This is a genomic window from Dethiothermospora halolimnae (assembly GCF_037577855.1).
In the GTDB taxonomy this organism is placed as follows: Bacteria; Bacillota; Clostridia; order Tissierellales; family VENL01; genus Dethiothermospora; species Dethiothermospora halolimnae.
In genome coordinates, this window is record NZ_JBAKFX010000041.1 from 14580 (window position 1) to 36408 (window position 21829).

25 protein-coding genes are annotated in these 21829 nt (G+C 30.1%); 18 read left to right on the top strand and 7 right to left on the bottom strand.

All coding sequences use genetic code 11. From position 1 onward, the window contains the following. Positions 1-97 precede the first annotated feature (97 nt). Positions 98-1321, bottom strand: a complete 1224-nt coding sequence (locus V6137_RS14675; protein ID WP_425448704.1) for a polysaccharide deacetylase family protein — start codon at positions 1319-1321, stop codon at positions 98-100. A gap of 164 nt (positions 1322-1485) precedes the next feature. Here V6137_RS14675 and V6137_RS14680 point away from each other — a divergent pair, with 164 nt between their 5' ends. Beyond that, on the top strand, positions 1486-2532 hold the full coding sequence (locus V6137_RS14680) for a YkvI family membrane protein (RefSeq protein ID WP_425448705.1): 1047 nt from the start codon (positions 1486-1488) through the stop codon (positions 2530-2532). Between the two features lie 24 nt (positions 2533-2556). Here V6137_RS14680 and V6137_RS14685 read toward each other — a convergent pair whose 3' ends face one another. Then, entirely contained in the window at positions 2557-2697 is a 141-nt protein-coding gene (locus tag V6137_RS14685) for a hypothetical protein (RefSeq protein ID WP_425448706.1), read from the bottom strand. A 218-nt stretch (positions 2698-2915) separates the two neighbouring features. Here V6137_RS14685 and V6137_RS14690 point away from each other — a divergent pair, with 218 nt between their 5' ends. The 6 genes from V6137_RS14690 to V6137_RS14715 all read left to right on the top strand — a co-directional run bounded on the left by V6137_RS14690 (position 2916) and on the right by V6137_RS14715 (position 10796). After that, positions 2916-4217: a helix-turn-helix domain-containing protein gene (locus V6137_RS14690; RefSeq protein ID WP_425448707.1), complete on the top strand. Its 1302-nt coding sequence runs from the start codon at positions 2916-2918 to the stop codon at positions 4215-4217. Positions 4218-4883: 666 nt separating this feature from the next. Continuing rightward, entirely contained in the window at positions 4884-5435 is a 552-nt protein-coding gene (locus tag V6137_RS14695) for an RNA polymerase sigma factor (protein WP_425448708.1), read from the top strand. Between the two features lie 39 nt (positions 5436-5474). Then, complete coding sequence (locus V6137_RS14700; protein ID WP_425448709.1) at positions 5475-5603, top strand: hypothetical protein; 129 nt, start codon at positions 5475-5477, stop codon at positions 5601-5603. A 198-nt stretch (positions 5604-5801) separates the two neighbouring features. Continuing rightward, positions 5802-7418 (top strand): S8 family serine peptidase, encoded by a 1617-nt coding sequence (locus tag V6137_RS14705; RefSeq protein ID WP_425448710.1) that lies wholly within the window; start codon positions 5802-5804, stop codon positions 7416-7418. A 296-nt stretch (positions 7419-7714) separates the two neighbouring features. Next, positions 7715-8443 carry a tetratricopeptide repeat protein gene (locus V6137_RS14710; protein WP_425448711.1) on the top strand — a complete coding sequence of 243 codons (729 nt, stop codon included), beginning with the start codon at positions 7715-7717 and terminating at the stop codon, positions 8441-8443. Between the two features lie 202 nt (positions 8444-8645). After that, on the top strand, positions 8646-10796 hold the full coding sequence (locus tag V6137_RS14715; protein WP_425448712.1) for a M4 family metallopeptidase: 2151 nt from the start codon (positions 8646-8648) through the stop codon (positions 10794-10796). A 74-nt stretch (positions 10797-10870) separates the two neighbouring features. Here the strand turns inward: V6137_RS14715 and V6137_RS14720 are convergent, their stop codons facing one another. Further along, positions 10871-11248 (bottom strand): rhodanese-like domain-containing protein, encoded by a 378-nt coding sequence (locus V6137_RS14720; protein WP_425448713.1) that lies wholly within the window; start codon positions 11246-11248, stop codon positions 10871-10873. 155 nt (positions 11249-11403) lie between these two features. Here V6137_RS14720 and V6137_RS14725 point away from each other — a divergent pair, with 155 nt between their 5' ends. The 3 genes from V6137_RS14725 to V6137_RS14735 are packed head-to-tail and all read left to right on the top strand — an operon-like array spanning position 11404 to position 13891. Beyond that, positions 11404-12456, top strand: coding sequence for a DUF5711 family protein (locus tag V6137_RS14725; RefSeq protein WP_425448714.1), 1053 nt, complete (start codon positions 11404-11406; stop codon positions 12454-12456). 10 nt (positions 12457-12466) lie between these two features. After that, positions 12467-13198, top strand: coding sequence for a CvpA family protein (locus V6137_RS14730; protein ID WP_425448715.1), 732 nt, complete (start codon positions 12467-12469; stop codon positions 13196-13198). A 57-nt stretch (positions 13199-13255) separates the two neighbouring features. Beyond that, positions 13256-13891 carry a hypothetical protein gene (locus V6137_RS14735; RefSeq protein ID WP_425448716.1) on the top strand — a complete coding sequence of 212 codons (636 nt, stop codon included), beginning with the start codon at positions 13256-13258 and terminating at the stop codon, positions 13889-13891. A 53-nt stretch (positions 13892-13944) separates the two neighbouring features. Here the strand turns inward: V6137_RS14735 and V6137_RS14740 are convergent, their stop codons facing one another. Genes V6137_RS14740 through V6137_RS14755 form a run of 4 tightly spaced genes read right to left on the bottom strand, consistent with a single transcriptional unit; the run spans position 13945 to position 16388 of the window. Further along, entirely contained in the window at positions 13945-14322 is a 378-nt protein-coding gene (locus V6137_RS14740) for an SHOCT-like domain-containing protein (RefSeq protein WP_425448717.1), read from the bottom strand. A 14-nt stretch (positions 14323-14336) separates the two neighbouring features. Continuing rightward, positions 14337-15584 carry an SHOCT-like domain-containing protein gene (locus V6137_RS14745; protein WP_425448718.1) on the bottom strand — a complete coding sequence of 416 codons (1248 nt, stop codon included), beginning with the start codon at positions 15582-15584 and terminating at the stop codon, positions 14337-14339. A gap of 22 nt (positions 15585-15606) precedes the next feature. After that, on the bottom strand, positions 15607-15969 hold the full coding sequence (locus tag V6137_RS14750) for a DUF2089 domain-containing protein (RefSeq protein WP_425448719.1): 363 nt from the start codon (positions 15967-15969) through the stop codon (positions 15607-15609). Between the two features lie 11 nt (positions 15970-15980). Next, complete coding sequence (locus tag V6137_RS14755; RefSeq protein ID WP_425448720.1) at positions 15981-16388, bottom strand: hypothetical protein; 408 nt, start codon at positions 16386-16388, stop codon at positions 15981-15983. Between the two features lie 345 nt (positions 16389-16733). Between V6137_RS14755 and yedF the strand changes: the two genes are divergently transcribed. From yedF to rpsR, 8 genes are all read left to right on the top strand, one after another. Then, positions 16734-17330: a sulfurtransferase-like selenium metabolism protein YedF gene (gene yedF / locus V6137_RS14760; protein ID WP_425448721.1), complete on the top strand. Its 597-nt coding sequence runs from the start codon at positions 16734-16736 to the stop codon at positions 17328-17330. A 130-nt stretch (positions 17331-17460) separates the two neighbouring features. Next, complete coding sequence (locus V6137_RS14765) at positions 17461-17727, top strand: putative Se/S carrier protein (protein WP_425448722.1); 267 nt, start codon at positions 17461-17463, stop codon at positions 17725-17727. Between the two features lie 14 nt (positions 17728-17741). After that, positions 17742-18602, top strand: a complete 861-nt coding sequence (locus V6137_RS14770) for a mechanosensitive ion channel family protein (RefSeq protein WP_425448723.1) — start codon at positions 17742-17744, stop codon at positions 18600-18602. Positions 18603-18700: 98 nt separating this feature from the next. Next, complete coding sequence (locus V6137_RS14775; RefSeq protein ID WP_425448724.1) at positions 18701-18892, top strand: DUF951 domain-containing protein; 192 nt, start codon at positions 18701-18703, stop codon at positions 18890-18892. Positions 18893-19091: 199 nt separating this feature from the next. Next, positions 19092-20273 (top strand): aminotransferase-like domain-containing protein, encoded by a 1182-nt coding sequence (locus V6137_RS14780; RefSeq protein WP_425448725.1) that lies wholly within the window; start codon positions 19092-19094, stop codon positions 20271-20273. A 400-nt stretch (positions 20274-20673) separates the two neighbouring features. Further along, positions 20674-20958 (top strand): 30S ribosomal protein S6, encoded by a 285-nt coding sequence (rpsF, locus tag V6137_RS14785; protein ID WP_425448726.1) that lies wholly within the window; start codon positions 20674-20676, stop codon positions 20956-20958. Between the two features lie 21 nt (positions 20959-20979). Continuing rightward, a complete protein-coding gene (locus V6137_RS14790) occupies positions 20980-21444 on the top strand; it encodes a single-stranded DNA-binding protein (RefSeq protein ID WP_425448727.1) in 465 nt (154 codons plus the stop codon). Positions 21445-21459: 15 nt separating this feature from the next. Continuing rightward, positions 21460-21684 carry a 30S ribosomal protein S18 gene (gene rpsR, locus V6137_RS14795; protein ID WP_425448728.1) on the top strand — a complete coding sequence of 75 codons (225 nt, stop codon included), beginning with the start codon at positions 21460-21462 and terminating at the stop codon, positions 21682-21684. Positions 21685-21829: the final 145 nt, after the last annotated feature.

The window sequence follows — 21829 nt, forward strand, 5'->3', positions numbered from 1 at the left end:
ATTCTCAAAAATATCAAAAAAGTTAAAAAAATTCTCTTTACAATATAAAATAAGTAACCATAATCAAAAAAAGGTGTATCTCCCAATAGTACCGGTATCATTGGGAGATACACCCTTGAAAGGTTAGTATCTTTTTATATTTATCAAGTAAATACTTAGGTATAGGTTCAACTTTCTCCTTCTGTCTTAAAAATTCAACTTTAAAGGAATCTTCAGTTAATACTTTAAAGTCACAGCCTAAAAACATCAATTTATCTAATATTGTGGGAAGGGCTTTTAATGTATTTAATTTAGCACTACTATCATGAAATAGAATTATAGGGTTTTGTTCCCTATTTGCCCATGTTAGTGTATTGTTTATTATATCCTTTGGGGATTGGGGTGTTTCTGAGGCATCTCCGCTACTGGCATTCCAGTCTATGGGTACATATCCCATTCTCTTTACCCTTCTATCAAGATCATGCATGAAACCTTTTTTACTATATCTTCTATGGACATTGTTATTTGATCCCCCGGGAAATCTCATTATTTTAGGTCTTATACCTGTGGCATTATATATTATTTCTTCGTTTTTGTAAAAGTCTTCTAGAAAGTTATAGGGATTACTATATAACTTTCTATAATTATGACTATAGGTATGGTTCCCAATACTATGGCCTTCATCCACAATTCTTTTTAATAGATTTTTCCCATACTGGGTTTCGGTGCCGGTTACAAAAAAAGTAGATTTTATATTTCTTTCCTTTAATATATCTAATACATTTTCAGTCACCCAACTGGGACCATCATCAAAGGTAAGATATACCGTCTTCCCCTTCCACATGTTTTTTCTATTTAAGCTGTTAATTATATAATATTTTTTCTTTTTAGGCTTTTTCTTAGGGTCATCTTCCCTATTTACATTACTTTCTGGATCACTTTTTTTCTTGTTTTCCATTGTACTATCATTTTTGGCCCCATCATTATTGTCATTACTAGGTTTTTTAGCATCTTCTGTGGTACTATTTTCCTTAGGGTTGTTGTTATTGTCTTCTTTATTTTCAGCTTTATTCTTTTCTGGACTATTGTTATTGGAATCTTGTTTTTTTTCTTTCGAAGGATTAGACCCATCATTTTCTACAGAGGCTTCTAATTTATCGGTGTCCCCTTTAGTAGATTCCTGGTTATCCTCTTTAATGTCCTTATCATCTTCACCATTATCTTGTCCATCATTTGAATCTATTTTTAAGGAGTCTGTTTCATTGTCAAAGGCATATATATTAACGGTTAATAGACCTATTAGTATAATAATCATAGATATAACATTAAGATGTTTTTTCAATTGATTTCCCCCTTACTTTTAAACACCAATATCAATTATAACAAATTATATGATATAAAGGGTTGCAAAATGTTAACTATTTAAATTTTTATAATAAAAGATTAAGGTAATAAATTCATAGCTAAAGGACATAGGATTTAATAATTGGTATTGGAGGTGTTTTTATGGGGAATAGGCCTAGACAGATTGCATCAATATATATAGGAACAATAATTGGAGCAGGATTTGCATCGGGGCAAGAAATATTAAAGTTTTTTGCAGTCTATGGATATAAAGGAATATTTGGTCTGATAATAGCCACACTATTATTTATTTTAGTTGGAGGGATAATATTAATAAAGGTATATAATGATAAAATAGAAGGCTATGAAGAGATAATAAAAAATATATTTTGGGGAAAAATAGGAGGGATTATAGAACTAATCATAACCTCTTTTCTATTGGCTGGGTTTTGTATTATGCTGGCTGGAAGTGGAGCAATAATTAGAGAACAATTTAATGTATCATATAATACTGGAATATATATTATGGCTTTAGCTACATTCCTTACATTTATGTTTAGTGTAAAGGGAATATCAACAGTAAACACCCTTTTAGTGCCGATACTATTGGTGGGGGTTATTATAATAGGTGGTATGGTTATAATAAAAGAGGGATTTGTATTTAGTAATTATAAGGGGGTAGGTATAACTAATACTGGTAACTTCATAACATCGGCAATATTATATGCCAGTTATAATAGTATTTCAGCCTTAGTTATGTTAAGCTCAATTAGAGTATTAATAAAGAGAAAAGAAGACTGTATTCAAGGGGCTTTATTTGGTGGTTTAGGCCTCGGGGTGTTATCCTTTTTTATTATGGTTCCATGTTTAATATTTTACTCTGACATACATAATATAGAGATACCAATGCTTAAGATATCAGAGAGTGTTGGAGGAAAGGGAAAGTTTATATATACTTTTATACTTTGGTTTTCCATGCTTACCACCGCCATAGCCAATGGTTTTGGATGCATAAGGCGAATATCATCCTTTTTAAAAATAAATCAAAAACCTATAGCCATTGTATTTTGTATAATAACAATACCCATTGGTAAGATGGGATTTTCAAATTTAGTATCAATACTATATCCCATATTTGGATATCTGGGAATGTTTATAGTTATATTTATGATTTTAGACTTTATAAAAAATAAAAAAAGAAACCCCTAAAAAGGGGTTTTCTTATGTACAAAATTAAGGAATGTATATAGGACCGTGTCCATCCCCTGGAGGAACATTTTCTTCACCTGCCAGAGCAGATGAACCTAGAAAGGAACTAAATAAAAGTGTTCCACAAACTAATGAAATAAAACTTAACTTTAATAATTTTTTCACAACAAAACCCCCTTAATAATAGAAGTTTAACAAATATAGTGATACATATTCACACTAATATTATAGAACATTATTTGGAAAATGTCAATAGGAAAATTAAAAATATATTCAAAAAATTCAAAAACTAACTTGCAAAATATAGGATTTTGTGATATATTTACGGTGAACTTTTTTCACCGAAAAAGGTGATATAATCTTAAGGTTGGTGGGTGTATATTATGGAAAATAAAAAATTAACATTAGGAGAAAAGATAAAAAAGGAGAGAAAAAAACATGGCATGACCCAATCGGATCTAGCCGGGGATTTTATAACCAGAACCATGTTAAGTAAGATAGAAAATGATGTGGCAAAACCATCTATAGAAACTATACAGTATATTTCAGAAAAACTTGATTTGCCGGTATCCTACTTTATAGAAAGTATGGTTAGGATGGATATGAATAAGAAAAGCAATGTGGAAACAGCCTTTGAACATTCATCATTTTTAAGGAAAAATAATGGTTATGAAAAAAGTATAAAGTATCTAGAGGATACATTGGAAAAAAATGAATTTGAAAAAAATAATATATACTATTATAGGTGTTTATATAATTTAGCATCTAGTTATAGGGAAATGGGAAATATAAATAAGGCAAAGGATATATTAAAAAGTATAATCCCTGTATTAGAAGAGAAAAAGGATTACTATTACTTATCTAGGGTACATAGCATCATAGGATATATATTATTTGAAAGGGATCAATATAAAGATAGTGAATATAATCTGTTTAAATCCATTGAGTATTTAGAAAAATCCTATGTGGATGATATAATACATGAGATAAGGATAAATTACAATCTTGCATATTGTTACTACCTTCAGAAAAAATATGACGATGCATTAAAATATTTAAAGTATGCACTAACATTATCCGATGAGAGGAATTGTAATTATAATTTAGGATATATGAATATGTTAATGGGTGTAATATATAATAGATTAGATAATATAGAGAAGGCTGTATACTATACGGATAAAGGAAGACAATTTTTTAACTTTAAAGATGATTTTTATTATAAAGCTCTATGTCAACAGAATTTAGGGATATATTATACAAAATTAGGGGACTATGATAAGGCTTTAGACAATCTTAAATCATCACTAAAGTATTTTGAAAATAGAGATGATGATAAAAAAATAAACGATATAATAGCAGATACCATAACGGCATTAACTAAAAAGGGTTATTATGATGAAGTAAATAGTTATATAGATAGGGTAGATGAAGAATTACTAAGTGACAAAAGTCGGGCAATATATTATATAAATATAGCAAGATATTTAATCAATAAAGAAGATATAGCTAAGGCAAAGGAGTATCTATCTAAAGTAGAAGATTTAAGTGATAATAAATATATACTACATGACTTATATATTGAACTTGGTAATATAAGTTCAATGGAAGGGGACTATAAAAAGGCCTATGATTTGTCTAAAAAGGCTAGAGAAATAATTGGAGATTTTGGTTTAGCTAACTAGAAAAAATAAATACCCAAGACTTAAGTCTTGGGTATTTATTTTTTTTGATAAATATAAAACAATATTAATACCATAGTACTAAATTAGTATTATAAAAAAACGTTATTTAATAATAAAAGCAAGCCAATGATAGTGATTAACAATCACCGAGCCAAAGGAAGTAGATCCCTACAAAATAAAAAAATATATATAACTTTAAAACACAAAACTTGTAAAAAAAACAAGTTTGTGATATATTTATAGTGAAGAAATTTCACTGAAAATTGCGATGCCATACGGTTAAATAGTAACACTAAATAATTTTTAAATTAAGTTATAGGAAAATAAATAGTAGTAAAAATAGACAATAAATTAGAGTTATAACATTAGAAAGGGTATAAGGATTATTGTTTAGGAGGGGGGGACAACAATGAGGAATGGGGTAAATATACAGAATATTCTAACATATGCTAAGGGGGAAACTTAATTTTTTTAATAAAACTAAAGTATAAATTTCCACGGCTTTTATATAGACAAAAGAGATCTGATAAATCAATAGAATGTTCTAGCCATAGTTATGGATAAATCTATGATTTATATTAGAAGGGGATGTAAAGCGCTAAGGGGTATAGAGACTTATTGAATAAAAAATGTTTATATAAAATATAAACAAAAGAGAGGGGATTTATGTCTTTGATTTCCAATGATGTTAATAATAAAAATGGGGTTAATAATTTTAAGGAGTTAGTAGATAAATATAAGTATAAACTTTATAGGATAGCATATTCAATATTAAAGGATGAACAAAGGTCCAAAGATGTTGTGCAAGAAACTTTTATCATAGCTTGGGACAAGCTATATCAATTAGAAGACAAAAAGAATATAAATAGTTGGCTTTGTACTATAGCTAGTAATAAAGCAAAGGATTATTATAGAAAAGGGAAAAGGGAAATCCTCACCATCGATGATGAGAAAGTATATAGTCCAGATGGAGGTAAGGTCTATTTGGATTTGCCCGAAGAAATTGTAGAAAAAAGGGAGTTTAAGAGGAAACTATTGGATGAAATCCAAAAACTTGATAGTATATATAGTGAAGTACTCTATCTATATTATTTCGCCCAGTTATCCTATAAGGAAATAGGCCATAATTTAAATATATCAACTAAAACAGTGGGAAGTAGACTATATAGAGCAAAACAAGAACTTAAAAATAGGATAGAGTCAAAAGATTACTTCTAATTGATGAAAGTGGGGATAGTATTGCATAATAAAAAATCAATGGATGAGTTGATTAAAGAGGCTGTTGATATTAGAAAAGAGAACATTAGGGTACCTAAAATGGATGACTTATTTGAAAAGGTTAAATCGGAACATGAAAAGAGGGAAAAAAAGGGAGAATCTCGGTGAGTAGTATACCGAGATTTTTCTCTTTAATCAAATTGACAGAAAATTATAAATATTGGGAATAAAACATTGTTATCCTCCGTCTATATAGTGAAAAAAGAAATTAAAAAAAGAGGTGATTTAAAATGAAATGCAAACTGTGACTTAGTATTATTGCAAACCGTAAGTGTTAGTAAAAAAAATTAATGGAGGTAGGTATTAATGAAAAAACTTTTAAGTATTTTATTAGTATTACTTATGGTTCTGTCAACAGTTAGCTTTGCAAACACCGATGAAACATCTTCTGTAACCACCAGTGGGGATACAAATTTTGTAGAGGGTGAACTAATCATCTCAGTTGATAGTAGTAGATATTCAATACAAAGTACAACGGATACCCTTTCAACGACTCTAGAAAAAAATGGATTTAAAGTGGCCGATTATTTACTTGACTTAGGTAATGAAAAAGGTGTACAAGTTATGAGTAACGAACTTAAAACATTAGCTAGGGAAAAGATGGGGGATGTTTATTTAGTAGAGTATCCAGAGGACTATAATTCAGTAAATGGTGCAATAGATAAGTTAAAGGAAGTATTAAGGGATAGCGGTATTTCAGTTAGATATATTGAACCTAACTATACAGTTTATGCTTTAGAAGATGATATAACAACCAATGCCGTTCATAGTAATCAACAATGGCAATATGATATGATAAAGGCTCCAGAAGCTTGGACTATTACCAATGGGTCCAGCTATACCAAAATGGCTGTATTAGATACTGGAATCGATCATAACCATCAAAGTTTAGAAAACTTTGTTAATACTAGTCTGGGAAGAAATTTTGTTGGCGGCTCAACAACAATGGATGGTCATGGACATGGTACCCATGTATCTGGTACTATTGCTAGCTACGGTGTTGTATCGGGAGTTATGCAAAATGCTACACTTATTCCAGTTAAGGTATTAAGTGATAGTGGTAGTGGCTCATCATATGGTATACAACAGGGGATACTATATGCTGCAGAAATCGGTGCAGATGTAATCAATATGTCCCTTGGTGGCGGAGGATATAGCCAAGCCACAGATGAAGCATGTCAAACAGCTGTACAAAGTGGTACTATAGTTGTTGCGGCATCGGGAAATGATGGTACTGCATCAGTTTCATATCCTGCAGCCTATAGTAGTGTTATAGCAGTGGGATCTGTTACATCAAATGAAACCAGATCTTACTTCTCAAATTATGGTGAAGGATTAGATGTAGTTGCTCCAGGCTCAAACATATACAGCACTTACCCTGGAAATAGCTACAATACTTTAAGCGGTACTTCTATGGCATCTCCCCATGTGGCAGGGGTATGTGGGTTAATGAGAGCAGCTGATCCAAATATTTCAGTTGCTGAAGTACAGAATATTCTTAAGGACACAGCCCAATATGCCGGTTCATCTTATGAGTATGGTTCAGGAATTGTAAATGCTTATGAAGCTGTTTTAGAAGTGGATGGAGGATCTACACCACCACCGCCGGAAGATGATAAGACTTATACATCAGTAACTACCAACTACTCTTACTATTATCGTGGAGAAGATGTAGTTATTACTGCAACAGTAGAAGATGAAAATAATAATGCTTTATCAGGTGCTACCGTTGAGTTTACCGTAACTCGTCCAAATGGGACTACTGTTAGTGAAAGTGTAGAAACTAATAGTAATGGTGAGGCTGTATGGACTATTGGTTCTAGCTATTCTACATCATTAGGAACATATGATGTTGAAGCGGTTGCTTCTAAGAGTGGTTATGAATCAAGCACTGGAACAACATCCTTTAGTTTCAGTTACTAAGAGTATATTTGTATCAATATCATAATAGTTTTTTTATAGGAAATAAATAAAAAGGAAATCCCCTGAAAAGGGGATTTTCTTATGTGAAAAATCAAGGGTAGATATAAAACTCTTGTAGAAAGTTGGTAGATGGGAATAAAAGTGATTAACAATCACGATGGATAAAATAGATAATCATAATAGAATAGACAGATATACATATAAACACCAAACATAAATCTTGTAAAATAAATAAGCTTATGATATATTTATAGTGAAGAAATTTCACTATAAATGGTGGAGGGGGCAGTTAGTCGATGGGAAGTAGAAAAGCAAGCCTAATCTTTAGGATTAAATTTGAATATAAACTTGCAAGGTCTTTATATAAACAAAAGAAATATGATAAATGTATAGAATGTCTTAATCATATTTTGCAACTATTGATAAAATGTAATTGTAATTATAATATGGGAAAAATAAATACATTATTGAGACTATCATATAGGAAAACAAAAAATATAGAAAAGGCCCTATATCATATAGATAGAGCTATTAAATTCTATGATTTAAAAAAAAGATCATATGGCGAACCATTATGCCAGATATATAAAGGCAATATATTATTGGAAACGGGAGATTATGATAAGTCAATAGATTACTTTAAAAGGGCATTAAATATATTAGAGAAAAAAAAGAAAGCTAAATTAAGTAATAATATAAGATGTAATATTATAACAGCTTTAATAAAGAAAGAGGACTATAAAGAGGCATCCAAATACTTTTCAATGGTAAATATAAATATTTTAAATGATTATAATAAAACTGTTTTTTATTATAATATGGGTAGGTATTATATACATATAAACAGACTGGATAAAGCAGAAGAGTGTTTATTATTAGCCAAAGATTTAACTAACAATAAAGAGATACTATATGATATATATATTGAACTTTCAAATATCAACTCTATATATAGAAAATATGAGGAGGCATATAAACTATCTCAAAAGGCACGGGAAATACTAAAGAGAATAGAATTTAATTAAAAGAAAGAATTCCGGTAAGTGACATGGGGGATTCTTTCTTTTTTAAATTAAATTACAGAAAATTATAAAAATTGGGAATAAAATTTTATTGTTATCCGTCTATATATTGGAAAGAAAAAAAGGGGGAGATAAAAATGTCGTGAGTAAGGTGTAACAAAAAACTTTTATATTCCAAAATAAAATCTAAGGGAGGATAATAATTATGAAAAAATTATTAAGTATGGCATTGGCATCTGTTTTATTAGTAACTTTTTCTTCATCAATGGTACTAGCTGATGGAGAGGGTGAGGTGAAGGTTAATAGTAAGCAAAATAAGGTAATTAAAAAATGGGAGGAAAACTCTGAGAAAGAAAGTGTAAAACTAAAAATACATTGGGATAAAAAAGAACAAACCCCTAGATTCATAACAGGAAAATTAACCGATAATCCTGTTAAAGGGGAAAAAGATGTAATATCCTTTTTAAATGACAATATGGAAATATTTAAATTAGAAAGTGGAGAGTTTGATGTAAAAAAAGTAGAAGATGATGAGTTAGGTATGACCCACTATAAAACAATATTAAAGATGGATAAAATACCTGTGTATGGTTCTGAATTAGTTGTTCATACAGATAAAAATAACGTAATTTACTCCGTAAATGGACAAGTTAAAAATAATGTCCCAAATAAAAGTTGGATGGATTATGTTGAAATAACAGGGGATGAAGCATTAGAGATAGCAGAAGATACATTAGACTTTACACCTAACAATGAAACTTACACAAGAAATCCCTCTCCTAAACTATATCTTTATGAAGTAGAAGATGAGTGGAGAGTGGCATATTTAGTAACATTAACATTTATAAGACCTTATCCAGGGGATTGGAGAATATTTGTTGATGCTGAAAAGGGAGATATATTAGATAAATTTAATGAAGCAACCCTTGGCCAGAGTCTATCGGGCTCAGGAATAGGTACACTGGGAGATACTAAGGATTTAAATGTATATTATGAAAATAATAGATATTATTTATATGATACCACAAAGCCAATGAATGGAGCTATAATAACCTATGATGGTAATTATGGTACAGCATTACCTGGAAATTATGTGACAGATAATGATAGTTACTTTGATTTAAGTAGACAAAGCGCTGCCGTAGATGCCCATTATTATGCAGGACTAGTATATGACTATTATAATGAAAATTTCGGCAGAAATAGTTATGATGGTAATGGTAGTTCAATAAAATCCACAGTACATTATAAAAGTAATTGGAATAATGCAGCTTGGGTAGGAACACAAATGGTATATGGAGATGGAGATGGAAGTACATTTTCTCCCCTTTCAGGAGCCCTTGATATAGTGGCCCATGAGTTAACCCATGCCGTTACACAAGAAACCGCTGATCTTGAGTATAGAAATCAGTCTGGGGCTTTAAATGAATCTATGTCCGATGTATTTGCTGTTTTAGTTGAAAATGATACTAATGACTGGCTAGTGGGAGAAGACTGCTATACACCGGGAACTCCAGGAGATGCCTTAAGAAGTATGAAGAATCCTACGTTATATAACCAACCTGATCATATGGATAACTATAGAGATTTACCAAATACAGAGCAAGGTGATTGGGGTGGAGTTCATATAAACTCTGGAATACCTAATAAAGCCTTTTACTATATAGCATCAGATATAGGGTTTGAAAAGTCAGGAGATATTTATTATAGGGCATTAACAACATATTTAACAAGCAAATCTAATTTTGAAGACTGTAGAAATGCATTAGTTCAATCGGCATCAGATATATATGGGTCAAATAGTCAAGAAGTTTCTGTTATAGAAGACAGTTTCGCAGCAGTTGGTATAGGTGATACATCTGGAGGAAACCCTGGAAATGATGATACATATGAACCGAATGATTCAGCAAGTAGTGCTTATGGTCCCCTTGAAAGCGGAATGACCTATGAATCCTATATATCATCAGCTACCGATAATGATATATACTATTTTAATACTAATAGTTATACTGATATAAACATAAGTCTTACAAATCTACCGGGAGATTATGACCTTTATCTATATGATTCCCAAGGTAATCAAGTGGATAAATCTGAAAATGGAAATACATCAAATGAAAGTATAACATATAGCCCAAATAGTACAGGTAAATATTATATTCAAGTTGTTGGATATAACGGAGCCAATAGCGATTCAGTAGCATATAAGTTGACAGTAAATTATGGTGGTAATAGTCTTAAAAATAATACAAGTGATAAAGAGGTAGAAGTAATGGATACAAATATCAACGAAAATAAAGAAGACTCTAATAAAGGAGATATAGAACTAACTCCTATAGAGCCTCCAGTTAAATAATAATAGAGTGTTGGGAAGGATACGTGGGGTATCCTTCCTTTATATATACCCTTAACTAGGGTTATATACTAACTTCAGCCACAGCCTGAAGATAAGGGAAGATCTCCTTTCTTCCAACCATTATTCATTCCACCTTTAAGAGAGCATGCATCATAGCCTAATATTCTCAAAAGGGAAACCACTTGACCAGCAGATTGTCCGGAATAACATACAACTATTATTTTTTTATCCTTTGGTAAATGATCTAAAAAATCACCTACATAGGGCCAAAAAACGTTTTCCCCACCATCAATATGTTCCTTCTCAAAGTCTTCCTCTTTTCTTATGTCTAAAATATAAAGGTCATCTCCTCTACCAATTGACTTATAAAGGTCTTCACAGCTTATGAGGTTATTACATCCATTATTTAAGTCTTCAAAATATCTGTCTACTAACTCTCTAACTTCACCCATTATTAAATCACTCCTTTAAGGTTATATTTTATATATGGTTATATTTATACATAAATAACAAAATTCCTTCTTATTAATAAATAATTAAGAAATTTAATCAAAAGGAAGGAATTTCAATAAATAGAAAGAAAATATAAAGTAAAAGGGGGAATAACATGGGGAAGAAAAAAATGGGGATAGTAATAATAATGTTTTTATTGATAATTATGTTAGGAACCAATGACCAAATAAAAAGTACAATGTTATCTGTTTTTAATGATACTAGATCCCTAAAAGTAATAGATGAATACAGTATAAATTTAAAGGATTATAACAACATAGAAGTTTTTGATAATAATATTTTAGGGTATAACCATAATATAATAGGTTATTATAAATTGGATGGCAGAAAAGTCTGGACAAGAAATATAAAAAAATCAAAAATATATATATTTGATAAGGGTATATATATAATAAATGATAAAATAGCATGTTTAGGCTTAAATAATGAATATATATGGTCTGTGGATAATATAAACACAGATAGAACTATAAATATGGGAAAGTATATTATGGTTGTTACAGATAATAAAAAGGGTAGTAATATAAGGATAATTAATAATAATGGAAAGGAAATACTCAATAAAGATATAGAACAAAGGGATATCTTAACGGCTAATATAAGTCCTAAAAAAGATAAAATATTTATTGCCACTTTAGATACATCTTTAGAAGAAATAGATAGTAAATTATTTACATATGATATGAAGGGTAATATACTAGGAGAACAAACTTTTAAAAATCAAATAATTGAGATAATCAAACCTTTACTAGACAGGACCATAGTATTATCGGATGAAAAGCTATCGGTTGTTAGGGATAATAAACTACTTTGGAACAAAAATATAACTGGATACGTTAATGACATAAAAATTTATAACGAAAAAATATATCTATTAACCTATGCTGACAATAGTTTATTAAATATTATGAATTTAAATGGAAAAACACTTAAAAAAGTAAGTGTAGAAAAAGAATATAAAAATATAGAGAATGGTGAGTATGTCTTTCTAATAGGAGAAAATCATATACTGGCAGTGGACAATGGTATAGAAAAAATTAAATATAGTTTAGAGGAAAAAATATTAAAAACTAAAATAGAAAATAATGATATAATAATAATAACCAATAATGATATAAAAGTAACAAAAGTAACTAATGATAAATAGGAGTTTAAACATGAATATAATAGATGTAGTGATGATAGTAATAATCTTATTAAATGGACTAGAAGGATTAAAAAAGGGCTTTATATTATCGGTAATGGATATTTTAGGTTTTGTAATAGCAGGCTATATAGCTAAAATCTATTATATATCATTTTCTAGATTTATAGTAAACAATACTAACATATACAATAAACTAAATACTTTTATTATGGACAAGGTTTCTAAGGTATTACATAGAGGAAATGGAGGGAGTACTTTAGATTCGGCTATAGAGGCATTTGAATTTCCTAATATACTAGAAAAGCACATCATAAACCAACACATAAATAATAAAGCAATAAATATAACTGAGTCTATTTCAAATTCACTAACTAACATTATCATTAATATAATAAGTATTATAATAGTATTTTTTATAGCAAAGATGATAATAAATATAGTTGCAAATATAATAAATGGAATATTTAAACTACCCGTATTAAAAAGTATAAATAACTTATTAGGATTACTAACTGGAGCTATAAAGGGGCTACTAATAATATACATACTATTTGCTCTAATAACTCCAATAATAGTAACATCACCAGATGGGTGGCTATCCAATAGAGTATATACTTCAATTATTGGACAATACTTCTATGAGAATAACATAATTATATTATTTTTAGAAGCCAATGGGTTGATTAATATATTTGAAGGCCAGTATCTAAAGGTAGCTTCCGAGTCATTAGCAAACTTATAACTAGTAACAATGTATTATAGCAAAAATATAAAAATTTAATAAAGAGGGGGAAGTTAAATGAAGAAGAGGAAAGAAGTTGCTACCGGTGTTTTTCTTATATTAGCAGGGGTTGTAATATTTTTACTTAATTTAAATGTATTATCCCATTATATTGTGCTATTAGGAATCTCAGTTGGTGCATTTTTAGCATACTATTATAAAAGGCGCATGGGATTTCTAATAACAGGTCTTATAACACTGGCATTAGCTGTGACTAATATTGTTGATAAATATGTTGATACATCGGTGGACATATCGGGTTTTTTGTTTTTATTGGCACTGGGATTAGTATTTTTAGCACTATATTATATGAAGAATATAAAAGGGTTTATATATCCTGGATGTTTTCTTCCAGCAATAGCCGTATCCACATTATTAGATGAAATTTATGTTATGGATAAACAATGGCCACTATTCTTATTTTTAGGGTTATCCTTTTATCTTATATATTTAATAGAATATAGAAAATCAGACAGTAGATGGCCAATTATACCGGGGACCATACTTATAATAATATCGGGATTATTTTTTCTATCTTCCGAGGAAATTGTTGATGTTAAATTTTGGAAAGCAATCTCCATAATAGGACCTGGAATATTAATATTAATAGGAATTAAGATAATTTATAATAATACTAAAACTAAAGACTTTTAAAGAATAAATAAAAAGACTATAGTGAAGGTCTAGACCTTCACTATAGTCTTTTGTTATTCAACGATTATTTCAACCCTTTCCCCATCTCCTGTGTCTATATCGACTATTTTTCCTTCAGCTCCATTTTTTATGGCTTCACTTAACTCTTTAAAATCAATTTCTTCAAGACTTGATTCTTTAAGGTCAGGAGACATTTTAGTGGCGAACTTAAGACCTATATCAACAAGGGCTATGGGAACATTAACATTAACCTTAGTATCATCCTCGGGGTCAAAGACCTTTATTTTTAGCCATTTTGCCTTTTTAGATAAGTATTCACCCTTCTTTTCTTCAATTGCATTTAATAACTCTATACCTTCTTCAGATGTAATCTTACCTGTTTCTATCATGTTAAGAATAGCTAGTTTTTCCTCTTTTAAATTATTAGACATATTAAATCCCCCTTTTAATTTATTCTTATTGAACCATTTGATGTTGTTAAAATAATCTCTATACCGTTATCTTTAGTATAATCTATACTATGGGCAAGTATTGTCTTTGATCCCAGTTGATTTTGATTATTCACATCATAAACTAACTTGGGAACATTTATATCCATACGTCCCATAGAGGTTTTTGCATTTATACATATAGGTTTATTAAAACTTTTAGAACTTAGATCTATTGATGAGTTAGAAGTTCTTAAGTCTATATGATTTAGATTTTCAGTTTTTAAGTCATAGGTATAAACTTTACCATTGGAAGTTTTAGCGATTATAGAACTAGCCTCAACATTGTCTAAATTAATAGACGAATTGGATGTTGTTGTAACTATTGAGTTTGATATAACTTTTATTAAAGTGGATTTTCCGTTTTTAGTAGTTGAATCAATATCTTTTGAGACGATATTTTCTAATAATGCACTTGCGTTTGATGTTCTTATCTGAATTTTTTCGGATTTAATACTATATAATCCTACTTTCCCATTTTTAGTATTTGCTATAAGATTATCACCATAAAAGTCTGATATATTTATAGAGGCATTACTGGTATTACATAAAATCTCTTTGGACTTTATATCAGAAACATCTATTTTACCATTGGTTGTTGATAAAATGATCTTTTGATATTTATTATCCGGGATAGATACTTCAAGTTTTATTCCTATACCACTGGTATATCGAGGTTTAAAAATAATCTTATTATCATCTTCTATTATTTCATATATTTGACTTTTCCCGTCATAAATATTTTTCTTTATATTGGAAGTTGCCTTAACATAGAGTTCATTTTTATCCCAAGGTTTTAATATTATTCTTCCATTAATACCGTTAAACTCTAAAGTTTTATTAAAGTCACTAGGTAAAGTTTTCTCTAGATTTTCAACAACTGTTTCATAACCACCGAATAAATTCATAAAGTTGCCCTTTTCCAGGAAGTTATCAACAGCATTTACGATTTTATCGGCAATAGAATTAGTGTTATTTTCAATGGATTCCCCTAAATTTTCCGTTTTTTCTTCTATTTTTTGTTCAGTGGAAACTTCTTTAGTATTAAGTTTTTTTTCTTTTTCATCATTAGATTTTTTAATATTACTTGATATAGTTTCTTTAAATTCCGAATCATCTAAAGCCTCGATAAGCTTAGAAGCTTCATCACTGGAAATTTTACCTTCTTCTAACATAGTAAGTATCATCATTCTTTCATCTTTCAAAATAAATTCTCCCCCTTATAAATTATTCCTGTAAAAGCTTAACTGCTTCTTCTGTGGTTATCTCCCCGGAGCTTAGTTTATTTAGTATTTCCTTTTTATTAACATTTGAAGTATATTTGGTGTCGTAGCCAAGGGATTTTATAACATTTTCTAACTTATTTCTAACCGTTGGATAGGATATACCAAGCTCCTTTTCAATTTCTTTGATATTTCCTCTGTTTTTTATAAATACTTCTACGAAAAATTTTTCTTCATTTGTTAATTTACAAAACTTACAAAGAGAAAATTTTCCTTCTATGGTGGTATCACAGTAATCACAATGAACTTTAGTTACATCTAGCTCATGGCTACAAACAGGACACCTACCAATAACCTCTTTTTTCACCTTATTACCTCCTATAGTATAGATATTTTTACCTTATCTCCATTGGAACCATCGATAACATCCACAATATCACAGGGTTCACAATTTTTTAATTCATTAAAAATCCCTGATAAATCAAATTCCTTAGCCATATCTAAGTATTTTAATGATTCTTTATCCTTATAATTACTTCTTTTAGCAATAAACTTGGCTACTCCTAGACCCATATTTGCTAATCCTTTTACAAACCAAAAAGGCATTGCTGGTAATCTAAGTTTTTTTCCCTCATCCCCGTCCACAATCGTTATTTTTAATTTCGATGACTTTGTTCTTAATGTCCTTTTATCAAAATCTATTTTGTTAATTAACTTTAAAGCCTTTTTAGAAGAAATACTTCCCCTATCTAACTTGTTTAGAATATCCATAATTTCATTATTCATTCCAAACACCCCCTTTTCAAAAGAAAAATGCAATGGAAATTAAGAATGTTTATTAACAAAATAAACATTTGGCGAAAATAAACTTAATATTATTAACTTATATCTATATATTATTACTAATATTAATAAATGTCAAGTTAGAATTTAATAAAATTAATATAAAAATTAATATATTTAAAAAGTCCTATTTCATATAGATTAAATCTATAGATGATATAAGTTGTATAAATTTTATCTATATAACAACAATAATAAAATACAAAATAGTATACTATAAATACAATTAAATACTTAATTATTTTAATATAGATATTAATATTTTATATAAAGTAGGAGGTATATAATATGAAAAAGGAAGTAAATGCAATTGGAGTGGCTTGTCCCAAACCGGTCATTATGACTAAGAAAGCACTAGAAGAGATTACTGAAGGGGTAGTGACTTGTATAGTTGATAATGAAGTTGCCAAGGAGAATGTTTCAAAACTTGCTAAAAATTTAGGTTATGAGTTTGATGTGGAAAAAAGAAGGGATGGTAATTTTTCAGTTAATATAACAAAGGGAGAAGGGGACACTGAAGAAGTAAATGTTTGTACTCCAAATACCTTTAAAGATATGACAATAGTATTCGGAAATGACAAAATGGGAGAAGGGGAAGATGAGTTAGGAAATATATTAATAAAAGGATTTATATATACACTAACTGAAGCTACACCTTTTCCAGCTACCCTTGTATTTTTAAATAAGGGTGTTAATTTAACTGTGGAAGGTTCTGAGGTTCTTGAAGACCTTAAAAAATTAGAAGATGAAGGGGTAGAGATACTATCCTGTGGAACATGTTTAGACTACTATAATATTAAAGATAAGCTTAAAGTTGGAGAGATAAGTAATATGTACACTATAGTAGAGAAAATAAAAGGGGTAACTAATACATTTAGGGTATAAAAACTACCTAGGCTAGTATAATATTAATATTCACAGTGTTGACAAAGTATGAATATTAATATTGTACTAGCTTTTTTTTAATTATATAATTATGTTATATTGAAAAAAATAAGATGATAGGAGAGGGATTATGATAGATAAGGAATTTTATGTTATAACATTTGACTCAACTAATTATGCTATAAAGGGAGAAAAACTATTATTAGATAAGGGATTTAATATAAGGACCATTCCAACACCAAGGGAAGTTACTGCCAGTTGTGGTCTTTCTATAAAGTTTGATGAAAGTATTTTAGAAGACATAAAGTCGGGTATAAGTAACAACGACTTAAATATAAATGGAATATATAAAATAATTAGAAAAGGTAAAGAAAGAATTGCCAAACAAATTTGTTAGGGGAAGGTGTCTAAATGGAAGTTGCTAAGGCAATACTAGATGATATTTATGGTTTTTTTAAAACAGAAGGCGGTGAATTATCCATACCGGGTATGATAGTAAAGGTTTTATTAATATTAATCGTCACTAGAATAGTAATAAAAATAGCATATATGGCTATAGATAAATTTTTCGAAAAACAAGAAAGATTTAAATATAAAATAGAGAGTAGAAAGGCAAAGACCCTTGGATACATATTGAAAAGTATATGTAAGTACATACTTTATTTTATAGCTATAATATCAATTTTACAGGTATTTAATATACCAATAGCATCAATACTTGCTGCAGCTGGAATAGGAGGGGTTGCAATAGGTTTTGGAGCTCAAAGTTTAGTTAAGGATATAATAACTGGATTTTTTATATTATTTGAAGATCAATATGGTGTTGGAGATCATATAAAAACCGGGGAATTTGAAGGTATAGTTGAAGATATGGGACTTAGGGTTACAAAAATTAGAGGTTTTAATGGGGAGTTAAATATTATTCCTAATGGTAGTATATCTACTGTTACTAACAAATGTAAAGGATCCATGAGGGCTTGGGTGGATATTTCCATAGCCTATGAAGAGGATATAGATAATGCTATAGCTGTAATCGACAAGATCTCAAAGGATATAAGGAATAATAATGACAATATAGTTGAAGGACCCACTGTGTTAGGTGTAAGTAACCTAGGGGGTTCTGATGTAGTATTATCGGTTATTGCCAAAACTAAACCCATGGAACAATGGGGTGTGGAAAGACAAATGAGAAAAAGTATAAAACAGGCCTTTGACAAGGAAGGTATAGAAATACCTTATCAGAAACATGTTATAATAAAAGATAATGAGTAAAAAATATTTATAAAAATATAGAAATATAATATAATATTAATGAAACTACTTCGATATAAAATGAAGTAGTTTTTTAATTTGTTTAGGAGGGTGATAGTATGCCTATGAAATTAAATGTTGGAGATATGGTTAAACTAAAAAAAACCCATCCCTGTGGTTCAGATACTTGGGAGATTATGAGAACAGGAATGGATTTTAGGATTAGATGTACAGGGTGTGATAGACAAGTATGGCTACCGAGAAGGGAATTGGAAAAAAAAATTAAAAAGATTATAGATAATAAAAGCTAGAGTATACCTAGTAGACATAGATTATATTAATAAATATTAATAGACAAAATATATAGGAAATAGTAAACTATATATGAATGGGAAAACGATTACTATACTTAATGGGACATAAAAAGCTATAAATATGTTATACTATATTTAATAATGATGCACATTTTGATTTTTAAAATTTATATAATTTTTATGGGGGTGCTTTTTAGTGAATTTAAATTATGCAAAAAGAATGGATGGTATTAAGGCTTCAGAGATTCGTGAATTACTTAAATTAACCCAAAGACCAGAGGTTATATCCTTTGCCGGGGGACTACCTGCTCCAGAACTTTTTCCAGTGGAAGCGGTTAAAGATATATCCACTGAGGTATTAGATGAGCAGGGAACTAAGGCTTTACAATATGGACCAACTGAGGGATATGAGCCTCTTAGGGAAAAAATAGCTAATAGGATGAATAAGTTTGGTGTAGATGTAGAGGCCAAAAATATATTAGTTACCAGTGGATCCCAGCAAGGGTTAGACTTTACAGGGAAAATATTCTTGAATAAAGATGATGTTGTGATATGTGAAAGCCCTAGCTATTTAGGTGCTTTAAATGCATTTAAAGCATATCAACCTAAATTTGTGGAAATACCAACAGATAATGATGGTATGAGAATGGACGAATTAGAAAAGGTTCTTGAGAATACTGATAATGTTAAGGTTATATATGTCATACCAGATTTCCAGAATCCATCTGGAAGAACTTGGTCGATTGAAAGAAGAAAGAAATTGGTAGAACTTGCCAATAAGTATAATTTACCTATAGTTGAAGATAACCCATATGGAGAATTAAGGTTTGAAGGGGAAATGCCACCGGCTATTAAGCATTTTGATACAGAGGGAAGGGTAATATTCCTTGGAACATTTTCAAAAACATTCTGTCCTGGACTTAGACTTGGATGGACTTGCGCCGACGGTGATGTTTTAAATAAGTATATACTTGTTAAACAGGGAGCTGACCTTCAAGCTAGTACCATATCCCAGATGCAAGTGGATAAATTCCTTGAAAAATACGATTTAGATGAACATATAGAAAAAATTAAAGAAGTTTATAAAAAGAGAAGGGACCTAATGCTTAAGACTATGAAGGAAGAATTCCCAGAGTGTGTAGAATTTACTCATCCTGAAGGTGGCTTATTTACATGGGCAATATTACCTGAGCATATCAATACAAGGGATTTAGCTAAAAAGGCTTTAGAGAAAAATGTTGCATTTGTACCGGGAGGCTCATTCTTCCCTAATGGAGGAAATGAAAATACCATGAGACTTAATTACTCAAATATGGATGAAGAAAGAATTGTAATAGGTGTAAAGAGGTTAGCTGAATCAATAAAAGAAATGTTATAAATCTGTAAATTTAATTATAATATAGAAAAATAGTTACTGGAGGGGGTTGTAATCCCCCAGAGTATTGACAAAGCAAGCAAAAATGTCCGCTAGTCCTCGGATTTGGAAAATATAGAGAAACGGTCGAAAATAGAATTCCAAACTCGCTATGCTCAAACAGTGGAATTCAAACAATTTTCTCCCTTATTCTATATTTTCACAAATACTGCGGGATAGCTCCCATTTTTGCTTGCTTTGTCTAAATATACTTTATTAACAAACTGGGTGGATTTGTAATCCCCCAATTTTTTATCAATAAACAGGTTTAACTTTCTTGCAAAGGGTAATAATTAGTGATATAATGTGTTAGGAAAAATCCTTGCTCAAAATTGAGCCGTTAGTCCAAGAGGAGGTGAAAAACATGAGAAAATACGAAGCAATGTTTATATTTACTCCAGAACTAGAAGAGGAAAAAAGAAATAGTGTATTTGATAAGATGAAGGGAATCATAGAAAGTAATGGTTCTATTGAAGACATCGACGAATGGGGTATGAGAAAACTAGCTTATGAAATCAATGACTATAAAGAGGGATACTATATAGTAGTAAACTTTGAAAGTGAGAAAGAGGTTATTGATGAAATGGAGAGAGTGTCTAGAATAACCGATGAGATAATAAGACATATGGTTATTAAAGACGAACAGTAGAAAACCAAAGGTGGTGCTTTTGTGAATAATGTAATTTTGATTGGCAGATTAACTGCTGATCCTGAATTGAGATTTTTACCTGAGAGTGGTAGAGCTGTGACTAAATTTTCATTGGCAGTGGATAAGGGATTATCTAGAGAAAAGCGAATGGAATTAGAACAAAAAGGGATACCAACTGCAGATTTCCCAAGGATAGTTGTTTGGGGAAGACAAGCTGAAAATTGTGCTACTTATCTTACGAAGGGAAGAATGGTTGCTATTCAAGGAAGAATACAAACAGGATCTTACGAAAATAGTCAAGGTCAGAGGGTATATACTACCGATGTAGTGGCAAATAATGTTCAATTCCTTGAGTGGGGAGATAACAACAATAATCAGCAAGGTCAAAACACAAATACCAACAAAAACACAAACACTGGCGCACCAGGTGGAGGTATAGAAACTGAAGGTTTTCAACCTATAGACGATGATGATATTCCATTCTAGTGAGGAGGAAAGAAAATGGGTAGAAGATATAGAAAAAGAAGAAAAGTATGTAACTTCTGTGTAGACAATATTGAAAAAATAGACTACAAAGATGTTAATAAACTGAAAAAATATGTTACTGAAAGAGGCAAAATATTACCAAGAAGAATTTCAGGTAACTGTGCAGTACACCAAAGACAGTTAACAAGAGCAATAAAAAGAGCAAGAAACGTTGCCCTTTTACCATATACATCAGAATAAAAAAACGACCCCTAGGGGCAATGTCATTAAGTTAAGAAATATTTTAAAGAATCCAAGACAGAAAATAAACTGATTTCTGTCTTGGATTCTCTTTTCTTTAGTAAATAACAAATTTATGACATACTAAAAAGACAGATTGCCATCT